This is a genomic window from Aestuariibaculum sp. M13, from assembly GCF_024723255.1.
Lineage (GTDB): Bacteria > Bacteroidota > Bacteroidia > Flavobacteriales > Flavobacteriaceae > Aestuariibaculum > Aestuariibaculum lutulentum.
In genome coordinates, this window is the sequence record NZ_JANIAC010000002.1 from 679,621 (window position 1) to 691,259 (window position 11,639).

The 11,639-nt window shown below is 33.6% G+C and carries 7 protein-coding genes; all 7 read right to left on the reverse strand.

Features of this window, described 5'->3' with window-relative positions; all coding sequences use genetic code 11:
* Positions 1-10: 10 nt before the first annotated feature.
* Positions 11-3,442 carry a TonB-dependent receptor gene (locus NO995_RS09970; protein ID WP_258227379.1) on the reverse strand — a complete coding sequence of 1,144 codons (3,432 nt, stop codon included), beginning with the start codon at positions 3,440-3,442 and terminating at the stop codon, positions 11-13.
* Between the two features lie 103 nt (positions 3,443-3,545).
* Positions 3,546-4,706, reverse strand: a complete 1,161-nt coding sequence (locus NO995_RS09975; protein ID WP_258227380.1) for a FecR family protein — start codon at positions 4,704-4,706, stop codon at positions 3,546-3,548.
* 147 nt (positions 4,707-4,853) lie between these two features.
* A complete protein-coding gene (locus NO995_RS09980; protein WP_258227381.1) occupies positions 4,854-5,423 on the reverse strand; it encodes an RNA polymerase sigma factor in 570 nt (189 codons plus the stop codon).
* A gap of 699 nt (positions 5,424-6,122) precedes the next feature.
* Complete coding sequence (locus NO995_RS09985; protein ID WP_258227382.1) at positions 6,123-7,544, reverse strand: T9SS type A sorting domain-containing protein; 1,422 nt, start codon at positions 7,542-7,544, stop codon at positions 6,123-6,125.
* A gap of 32 nt (positions 7,545-7,576) precedes the next feature.
* On the reverse strand, positions 7,577-8,725 hold the full coding sequence (locus tag NO995_RS09990; RefSeq protein WP_258227383.1) for a cytochrome-c peroxidase: 1,149 nt from the start codon (positions 8,723-8,725) through the stop codon (positions 7,577-7,579).
* 4 nt (positions 8,726-8,729) lie between these two features.
* Positions 8,730-10,205, reverse strand: coding sequence for a hypothetical protein (locus NO995_RS09995; RefSeq protein ID WP_258227384.1), 1,476 nt, complete (start codon positions 10,203-10,205; stop codon positions 8,730-8,732).
* Complete coding sequence (locus tag NO995_RS10000; RefSeq protein WP_258227385.1) at positions 10,192-11,637, reverse strand: RagB/SusD family nutrient uptake outer membrane protein; 1,446 nt, start codon at positions 11,635-11,637, stop codon at positions 10,192-10,194. The genes NO995_RS09995 and NO995_RS10000 overlap by 14 nt, the downstream gene beginning before the upstream one ends.
* Positions 11,638-11,639: the final 2 nt, after the last annotated feature.

Genomic DNA, 11,639 nt, shown 5'->3' on the forward strand with positions numbered 1-11,639 from the left:
TTCCAGTTTTTTAAAGTTTAACATTTAATCCCATCATAAAGGTTCTTGGTCTTGGGTAATACCCCACATCGACACCTGAAGAAAAGCTTTGAGTACTATCGGAAGAACCAAAACCAATTTCAGGATCCATACCGTCATACTTTGTAAAGGTGTATAAGTTTAACGCTGAAAAATAGATTCTGAATTCTTTAGCGAAGAACTTATTGCTTTGCTTAATTTTCGCTAAATCAAGACCGAAGGTTAAGTTTGTTAACCTTAAGAAATCACCATCCTGAACATATAAATCTGAAAACTGGCTAAAGTTTCTTCCATCTTCTGTTACCCTAGGCATGATGTTTGACGATCCTTCACCTGTCCATCGTTGTAAAATAGCAGAAGTATAATTTCCTAAAGCACCTGGATTCCTGTACGATTGCACGATTTGATTTCCTGCTACGCCATTTGCTGTTAGTGAAAAATCGAAAGCCCCGTAATTTCCTGAAAAGGTAAATCCATACGTAAAATCTGGATTTGGGTCTCCAATCTCGGTTTTGTCTTCACTGTTTATAATATTATCTCCATTAACATCTGCATAAATAATATCACCTGGTGCTGCATTAGGTTGTAAACTATTATCTATCTCATCTTGATTTTGGAAAACACCTGCTGTTTTATACCCCCAGAAATATCCTAGCGGAAAACCATCCTGAGCACGGTAAAATTCCTGAGAATTGTCATAAAGTTCATTGCTTAAACCATGGATAATACCGTCGGCCGTTGGTATTTCTCCAACTTCATTTTTATTGTAGGCACCATTGGCTGCGATAGTATAATTAAAACCACCAATATGGTTTTGGTAACTTAATGCCAGTTCGACCCCTGTATTTACAACATTTCCTCCGTTAATATAAGGAGCATCGGCTCCGGCAGTCGCTAGGATTGGTGCTAAAATCAACCAGTCTTTATTTGTTTTCTCGTACCAGTCAAAGTTTACACTTAGATTGTTTTTGAAAAAGCGTGCATCCAAACCTATATTAAGTTGTTCTGAAGTTTCCCATTTTAAATCAGGGTTTGGCAATCTATTAGGATAAGCTCCAGGTGTTAAAACGCCTTCTTCTCCTCCAAAAATATAATTGGTATTATCTGTTTTTATTGGTGCTAAATACTGAAAAGCCCCAACATTCTGGTTACCTACCTGTCCCCAGCTTGCTCTAATTTTAAGGAAGTTTATTGCTGTTGATGTGCTTAAAAAATCTTCATTTGTTACAACCCAGCCTCCTGAAATTGATGGAAAATAGCCCCATCTGTTATCCGGGTGAAAATTTGAGGATCCGTCTGCCCTAAAAGTCGCATTAAGAAGGTATTTATCTTTAAAGTTATAATTAAATCTTCCGAAATAAGACATTCGCTTATTTTCAGATTTTCCACCTCCAAGACTCATTAAAGGTGCGCCCAATTTATTAGTCGTATTATCTAACCAGGCATTGTTTAATCCGCTGAATACATTATCTACATTAGAACCACTTATATAGGTTCCGTCGTAGTTTATAGAGGAAGAACCTACCATGGTTTCAAAATGATGATTTTCTGCTACATCAAATTTGTAAGTCAACAGATTGTCCCAAGTAAGTGATTTTCCTTTATTCATACTTTGAGAAGTTCCATTTTGTCTTCTAAAGGAATAAATCGATAATTCATATATAGGACTATAAGAATGGCCTTCACCCGCATAATAGTCTAAACCTAAAGTTGTTTTGAACGTTAAATTTTTAATGGGTTCAATTTGCAGATAAACATTTCCTAAAAGCTTTTGGTTATTGCTTTCATTCTGGTTGTTGTAAATCATTTCGGCATATGGATTCGACGAACCGTTTAACCAGGGATCAGTATCGTTAAAGGTATTGTAATAATTACCATCTGCGTCGTACATAGGTAACAACGGACTTACTCTAAAAGCACTTCTTAAAGCATTATTATACTGATTTCCTACACTAATACCATTTTGATTGATGTAGGCGAAACTTAAATTTTCACCAACCGTTAATATATCATTATAAAGTTTATGCTCTGAATTAAATCTGAAGTTATAACGTTCGTAATTCGATAAATCTTTACCACCAACAACACCTTCTTGCCCCAGATATGATAATGATCCCGAATACACTGAAGCTTCGGTACCTCCGGAAACGCCTAACGAATAATTTTGAGTCACGGCATTATCTACAAACATTTCATCCATCCAGTTGGTTCCTTCCCCCAGAGTTGCTATTTCTGCATTGGTAAAATAAGGATTCTTACCCGAATTAACCGCTGCTTCATTAAGCATGACAGCATATTCTGTGGCATTTAACAAATCTATTTTTCTTGCCACAGACTGCAAACCGTAATACTGATCGAAGGTTAATTGAGCCGCCGAACCACGTTTTCCTTTTTTAGTAGAAACTAAGATAACCCCGTTTGATGCCTGAGATCCATAAATGGCCGCCGAAGCCGCATCTTTTAGTACCGATATCGACTCTATATCAGAGTTATTTAAATACGATATATCTCCAGTTAAAATACCATCAACAACATAAAGCGGTGTGCTTCCTGCAGTAGAACCAACCCCTCTAATTACAACATTTAAGCTTTCTCCTGGCTGCCCTGATGTTGAGGTAATCTGTACTCCTGGAGTTTGCCCCTGCATGGCCTGAAGTGCATTAACCGTGTTCATTTTTTCTAAATTCTCTCCACTAACCTGAACACTGGCACCAGTTACTAAAGCTTTCTTTTGAACACCATAACCTATTAACACGACTTCTTCTAAAGCTGCAGTTTCTTCTTCTAAAGTAATTTTTAACATGGTTTGCCCTGAAACATTAACCTCTTTGGGCTTGAAACCAACATACGAAATTATTAAAATGGCATTTCGGTTAGATACATCTAGTGTAAAATTACCATCAAAATCAGACTGCGTTCCATTTGTGGTTCCTTTTTCGATGATATTGGCTCCCGGCAATGGTTGTCCGTTAGTATCAATAACACTTCCTTTAAGGGTAAGCTCCTGAGGTTGATTAACATCTGTCGCCTCCGTAGTTATTATAGATGGTTCACTTTCTACTCTTTTTAAGAGAAAAATTTGTCGGTCTACAATATTATATGCAGTTTCTGTTTCAGCAAAAACCTGATCCAAAATAGATGCAATCGATTGTTTTTTTGCGTGAATAGAAATATTCCTGGTCAGATTTACGGCATTAATTTTATAAACAAATCTAAATTCACTTGTACTTTCAATCTCATCGATTAACCGACTTACAGTTACATTATTTAACTCCAGAGATAGTTTAGTTTTTTGTGAATATGAATTATTTGCCTGAAGAGAAAAGAATACTAAAAACATCAATAATGTGCTTAGTTTCACCTTCAAATCAAATGATCTCAAAGAAGAATGATGGCTTCTTTCTTTGTTAAGAAGTTTTTTCATACTTAAATAGTTTAATGTGGTTATTAGTTTAGTTTCTCATTTCTCTCCCAAGAAATGATGGGTTTAGTTGTTGTTATGTTTTATAGCATAGGCATGGTGCGATTTATTGAATTAAAATTTTATTGTCTTTTATTTCATAGTTAATTCCGTAAGTAATTTTAAAATATTCGAGAATTTTTTCTATAGGTTCTTTTCTAAAACTGGCGTTAAACTTCTCTTCTTTTAACTCTGAATTATTATTTACTATTTCAATATTATAGTGGCGCTCCATACGTTTAAGCATGTCTTTAAAAGTTATGTTTCTAAACACCAATTCGCCATCTATCCATGCCGTATAAATACTTGTAATTACAGGCTTTTTTTCAATTTTATCCTGAGAAAATTTATTAATAGATCCCTTAAATCCAGGTTCTAAAATGGCACTATTACCTTTATCTTTTACAGCAGTTAGATAAACGGAGCCCTCTAATAACACCACATCGGTATTTACATCTTCAGGGTAACTGGACATGTTAAATTGTGTTCCTAAAACCTGAACATCTAAACCATCGGAGTTTACAATAAACGGATGCGTTTTATCTTTGGCCACATTAAAAAAAGCCTCACCTTTTAAGAAGACGGTTCTCTGTTTTCCTTTTATAAATTTCACAGGGTATTTTAGTGATGTTCCTGCATTTAAATTAACAACCGTTCCGTCTGATAATTGAATTTCAAAACGTTTACCGTAAGGTACTGTAAGCGTATTATAAACCAGTTTATCCTGATTGTTTTCATCAGTATAAACCAGCTGTGTTCCCGTTTGCGAACCAACAATTTCTCCTTTGGAATTGGTTACCGTAGAAGATCCATCTTCGTTTATAACTTTTACATCGCCATTCTCTAACTGAAGGGTTATTTTCTCGTTAGGAAAAACCAATTGCGGTTGAGAATTAAAATATCCTGTGTTATAAATAACTCCTATTCCAAGTAAAATAATAACAAGCGCAGCATACCTTAGTATCTTTTTAATTTTCAAGCGACGCTCCTTTTTGTCGCTTTCAACTAATCGCTTTTCCAGGCTATGGTATATTTTATTGGTATCAATTTTCTGATAAATAGCCAGTTTACTTTGAATATAATCGCTATTGGTAATCCTTTGGTATAATTCAAAATGTTCCTTATCGGTTAACCATTCATTTAAAATAATCTCTTCCGAATCAGATAATGTATGGGTAATCGATTTATAAATTATTTCTGCTATATAATGTTTTTCTCTATTCTGCATTTTCAATGATTAAATAATCAAAATAACTATATCGTAAAATTTAATACTTTTTATTATGGATATACCACAATTAAGTATCACCTTTTATTAATATGACTATTTAAAAAGATTTTCGGGTGGAAAAAAAATGAGAAATTTTAAAAAAATTTAAAGCGAAGCCAAAAACACCGCATAAAACGGGTGGTCTTTTAAATATAATTTTAATAAAGATATTGCTCTTGCCCGTTGTGATTTTACTGTATTCAGGCTAATTTTAAGATCTTCTGCTATATCTTTATATTTTATTCCATCCAGACAGGATAACTCAAAGACCTTGCGACATTTTTCAGGAAGTGTTTCTAAAGCAGCATATAAAGCGGCGTGGGTTTCTTCTTCAACCACAAACGGGTCGTTTAATGAGACATTATCATGCTTTTTAATATCGAGACGTATCAACTTTTTCTCTTTCTTATTATAATCAACGCAGGCATTTCTAACCATGGTGTATAAATAAGATTTTAAGTTTTCTACATTGTCTAACTTGGATCGCTTTTGCCAAAGTTTAAGCAAGGTATTTTCGACAACTTCTTCAGCTGTAAACTGGTCTTGAACATAATTTAAAGCAAAAACACATAAACGTTTAAAATATATATCGAAAATAGACTTAAAAGCGCTTTTGTCTCCCTTTTTTAGAGATTTTAATAATTGGGCTTGATTAGTCACTTCTCTATTGCTCAAAATAAACTATGGATTACATTTTGGTAAAGAATAGAGTAAATATAATTGATTTTCTCTTATAAAATACTTACAAAAAACAAAAGAAATTTAATATTGCTTTTATTCAATTCAATCCTACCAAAATATAAAATTATCAGCTCTGAATAAATGTAGCCAACTTATTTTACTGTTTTTTGTGCACAAATCATTACTTAGGTTTTATCCCATCTAGAAATAAGTTAATATTAATTCTACCTTTTAATATTAATCATACTAAATAAATACCCAAACACAAAACAGGACACAACCCCAACAAAAGAATACATTAAAAAGTTCAAATTAGTATATACACTAACATACCATTCAGTATTCACTTTCGTATTCACCTTGCAATATATCAGAAATATTGGACATAAAAAAAACGGCTCAGAAAACCTAAACCGTTAATTGTAAATTGATTACATTTTGTAGCGAGAGCGGGGCACGATATCGCAACCTCCGGGTTATGAACTCAACTATCGTGTTCACTAAAACACATTTATTGGTGTTCACAGAGCCTAATTACTTATAATCGTGTTCACAAACGTGTTCAGGTTTGTGTTAAATTTTTAATATTTTAATTAAAGCAATTTAATTAAAATATTTTAAAACTAGTTATAAATTAAAAACCTACTAAAACATAATGTTTTAGTAGGTTTTTAATTATCTACGATGATTTTGTTATTCTACTATAAGTTTTTTAGTAAGAATACTAATGTCAGTTTTAATTTTTAACAGATATAATCCAGAACTTAAATCGAACTTTATTTCATTTGAGGATATCAACCCTTTCTTTACAATTTGACCGTTTGTACTGTAAATGGCATATTCCGAATTTTTAAGATTTTCAGGGACTTTTATAAAGTCTGTTGCTGGATTTGGATACACTTGAACAATTTCTCTCTGTGTTTTTTTAGAGGACAGGGTTGTTGTGTCTAAACTGTACAATTCGTTACCTGTTGTTCCGTCACTTCCCTCAAAATAAATAACATTATTTAGAACCGCTAAATCATCTATACTTCCAATAGTTGAATCTAATCTTGTAGTCGTGGTACCATCTGTTCTGAATAAATATTTTACTGAATTATCAGAAACTTTACCAGCATAATACAAATAATCGCCATTTGCAGCATAGTCTGATGGATCGTGGTTGTCTCCACCAGTAACAGTACTACTGCTTAAGTTACTTACGTTGGTTAAAACACCATTACTTGGATTATAACTCCATAATTGGTCTTCTGACGTTCCGTTGTCGCCTTCAAAAAACAAAAGTCCCTTCCAAGCATACAAACTTGTAATTCCTGCTAATGCAGATGCTTCTGTAACAGCCATAGTCCCGGATTCAGTACCATCGGTTTTCCACAAGGAATCCAACGCTTCAAAGTATAATTCATCGCCCAAGACAGTAAAATTACTAATGCTTGCATCAGAGGCATCTCCCGTTACATTCTTAATAAGACTAAAGGTCTCTGAAACAGGATTGTACTCATAAAGTTCTCTTCCAATAGTAGCTTCATCTTCAGAATAGTCCATATAGCAAATAATTTTATCTTTAAATGTGGTTATTGTTGCTCCTAAAATTGAAGCTGTTCCAGTGCCTGAATTTGGCACAATATTAGCGTTTGAACCATCAAATTCATATAATTTATTTGAATCGGTGGTTAGAACAAAATAGACTTTGCCGTTTAATTCGGTTTGATTAAAAATAAATGGAAATGATGTTTGAGTAGTACCTGTATCAGTCCCATCTGTTGTAAAAAGTACATTTCCTGATCCTGTATTCGCTGAAAAATAAAGAGTGTTATTTAATTCGAAAAAGAAATTTGGAGTGGAACTATCGGAACCTGACCTTAAATCTTTAACAAAAGAGGTTCCGCCTCCGGTCCCATCACTTATCCAAAGTTCTTTGCCTAAATCGGCTCCACCTGGCGAATTGGAGCCACTAGAATCGTCTGCTGCAAAATATATTTTATTATTAAACACTGTTAAACTTGCTGGAAATGATCCTGAAGAGCCACTGTCATTAATATTTTTTACTTCAGAAATTTGACCTACGGTAATTATAGGCAATAGTAGTGCTAAACAAAGTAATTGTTTTTTCATAAGTTGAGAGTTTGTATTTGTTAATTAATTATTTATTCAGGAAGTTCTGGAATTAAAATTCTTCCTCTTGAAGAACTTAAAGTTTCCAGAAAAGCGACTAAGGCATCTATTTCTGTTTTATTCAAATCTAATTTTTTAAGTATCGGTGATATTTCGGGAATTAAAGTGTCTCTAGCTGTTCCCAAATACTTTTTTTGTATTGGTGCCGGATTACCTAAATTGTATAATTCGACAACATCTAGTAAGCTAGGAAAATGACCGTGATGCATCCAAGGCCCCGTTCTTGACACTTCACGAAGTGTTGGTGTTCTGAATTTACCAATGTCGTCAACATTATTCGTAACATTGTATCGACCAAAATCTTCAAACTTGGTTCCGAACAAAGTTTGCCCGTCATTATGGAATTTGTTATCGCTAAAATATGGGGTGTTATGGCAGTTAATACAACGCGCTTTGGTTCTAAATACATGAAGTCCTAAAACCTCTTGGTTATTTAATTTTGTAGAGTCGCCTTCAACAAATTTATCGAATCGGGTTTTGTAACTTGTTATTGTTCTTTCGAAAGTTGCAATCGCCTTTTGGATCCGTTTAAGAGAAATAGAATCGTTGCCAAAAGCTGCTTCAAATAATGGTTTGTAACCTTTAATTTCTGCAATTTTATCAACGGCTATATTAAGTTCTTCATTCATTTCTACCGGATCCTTTATAGGAAATCTTGCTTGATCTTCAAGACTGATTGCACGACCATCCCAAAAAAGACTATGTGCAAAACCTGCGTTTAAAATAGTCATGGAGTTTCTTGCTCCTGTTTGACGATTATGACCAAATGAACGAGTAGAATTATCTGTCCAAGCCAACTCCGGATTGTGGCATGAAGCACAGGCAATCTGTCCACTAACCGATAATCTCGGGTCGAAAAACAAAATTTTACCTAGTTTTTCCTTTTCTTTTGAATACGGGTTGTCTTTGGGGAATTTCACTTTTCCTAAAGCGCCAATATCTTCAAATTCAGCTTTGTTAATTGTGCTATCTAAATTAGGTTTAGGCCATTTAGATATATCTCCACTCGAATAAGCAGTTTTAAGCTGGGTGATATCAATATAATTTTCATCTTTCGATATATTATTACAAGATGTAACTAGAACAAAGACTATTATTAGTAATGTGATGTTTGTTTTCATTGGGTTATAATGAATATTCTTTTAAACAATTGGTTGTTGTCAAATCTTCAGGATCTGGATAGCTTCGGTTATTATATAATCGATATTCGGCTGTCACGGTTCCTCCTAAAACTTCTTCGTTTGTTAGATGTAATTGAAACTTTATTTCGAAAAGACCTGTAGCGATTTCTTCATAAGTACCTTCACCTGAAATTGCAAATACATGACTGGTATCATTATTTCCTCCAATTGTTATATACTGAGGAATTACAAGTACAGTCCCTTGGGTTTTACTTGTTCCATTCTCAGGAAAAAATTCTAAAGCTGGGCTAATATTAAATCCTGGTGAATTGGCAGCAGATGTCGATTCATTTGAAAACCATCTTTTTATATTAAATGAGTTAGTTGTAGAGGTAGCTATGGTGCTGTTAAAACCAATTTTAAATGCATCATGGTAAATATCGTCTGATGTGTCAATAGTACCTAAATCGTCATAAAGAATCGCATTTGCATCATTCACATCCACAATTACCGGATAGGTAAACGCGTTAAAACTTGACCACTGACAAATGCCATCATCATTAAAATCATTCCAGGTTTCACCGTAAGTTCTGTAATATTGGTCTGCAAGATTATAGAAATTAGCCGCCGGATTGGTATTAATATCCCTTTCAGACTTTATAGGTTTAACGATTTGTAAAACAGAATTTCCTGTGGGCACATAGCCATTATATTCCTGTAAGCTAATAACCGTTTGATAATATACATCATCGTTATTGATAGCTTCATTTAAAGTTATTGTAAATGTTATGCTATTTGCATCTTTAGAGGTTCTATTAATTGTATAATCAAAACCATTTAAGAAACTAAAAATTTCCGATTCATCGATATCATCATTAAAATACCCTAAAGGGAAATTCACTTTTACCTCAATTTCATCAGAAGGGTCTCCCGAAATTTCAATTCTATTGGTATTAAAGGCGTATTGAAAGGAGGGTTTGTTGAAATTTACAACTAGCTCATCATTCGGTTGTAAACTATTAGGAATACCTATTTGAATATCCGAATTACTTACCTCCGACAAACCAAGTTTTAATTGTGGGATTTGCGAAAAATCCCAACGTTTATTAATGGTTACATAAATGGTGTCTACCAATTTTGTTGGTGAAAACCTAAGTGTCTGTTCAGGTTGAATTGTTAAATCTATATCACCATCAATAGAAGTGGTAAAAGTTGCCGTTGTGTTTTCGGTAATCTCAGTAGCTGTCAGAGCCACCGGGATTTTTAAGGTTTTTATATCTTCCTTATTAAACTCTGATACTGCCGAAAGTGACCCATTACTACTAGGGTATTCTAAGGCATTATTATTGGAATCTACCAATAGAAAAAAACGTATAAACTGCTCATCATCACCATTTAGCAGTTTACTGGATTCATCGCTACTACAAGCGAATAACAATGAAACACCTAGTATGCTGTATAATATTTTAATAGCCTTCATTTTGTGTAATATTTTCATTTAAATCTGTACTTGAAGATGGAATAGGTAAAATGTATTTGTTAGATGGATAGCTTAATCCGCATACTGTACTAATACAACCTAAATTTCGGTTAACATCCTTTTTAAAACGAGCCAAATCGAATAGCAAATGTCCTTCGAAGGCCAGTTCTTTACGACGTTCTGTAAAAATATCGTCAAGTAAAGTTGTCGTATCTGTTAAAGTTGGAATATTAGCGCGTTCTCTAATAATATTTAAATCTGTTAATGCATCATCCAACAGGTTTTGTCTGGCATTAGCTTCTGCTCTAATAAGGTACATTTCTGAAAGTCTTATAAAGGTTGTACCAGCATTATCCTGAAATTTTTTAGTGAAATAATAAGATTCATCTGTTGTAATGTTATTTACGCTAGTTGGTAAACTTACCTCTAAAAACATATTTTTTCTGATATCTTGGGTATCATAAAGGTTTACTAAATCTCCTGAAGCCACATATCTTCCATAGTTGGTATTAGAGTTATAGATAAAATGAGCTGAAATACTAGAAGAAACCTGACCTTCGGTTGTTCTTGGCGCAGAGAATTCGAGTATTACTTCATTAACAGGGGTCTCGTCGGCTTCCCATTCTTTAATGTAATTTTCCTTACTTGTTAACGAGATTCCTGAAGTTTTAATTACATCATCAGACATGGAAAATGCAGTTTCCCAATCGTTCATTTGCAAAGCGATACGTGCATACAAAGCTTTGGTAGCATTTGAATTAAAATAAGAATATACCGGACCAGTTAAAGACTGGTTTTCTGTATACAAATCAAGTGCTTCATTTAAATCTGATTTTATGTAATTATAAGTTTCAGACATGGTTAATCTAGACGGAAAGTCTTCTCCAATGGTCAGAGGAGCCGTGTTATAAACAATTCCTAAGTGGGACGCATCGTTTGTGAAATTATAATTTTGAGCATAATGAATGCAAATTTGATAATGAGCAAAGGCTCTGGTGGTTAGCAATTCTGCTTCCAACTCATGGCGCTCATCGTTGGTTAAAAATGTAAAATCAGACAAATAAAACAACAGTATATTTGTCTGATTAATAATATCATAAAATGTGGCATAATATTCTGAGTAATTTGATTCATCTTCTAAATCTGAAAAATTATAACTGTTTTCTATTACCGATGGAATTTCAACAAGATTTGTAACAGTACTTGGTGTAAAAGTTATATTACCTCCTTGCACATCTGCATAAATCACATGACGTGAAGACATTATATCTTCAATGTCTTTATAAATTCCATTTAAAGCTGCTAATACACCATTTTTATTGGATAGTTGCTCCTTTATTGATATTTGTTCTCCTGGTACCTGATCCAGGAAATCACTACAAGTAAAAAGTGTTGTACTTATAAACAGGATATATATGATTTTCTTTTTCATAA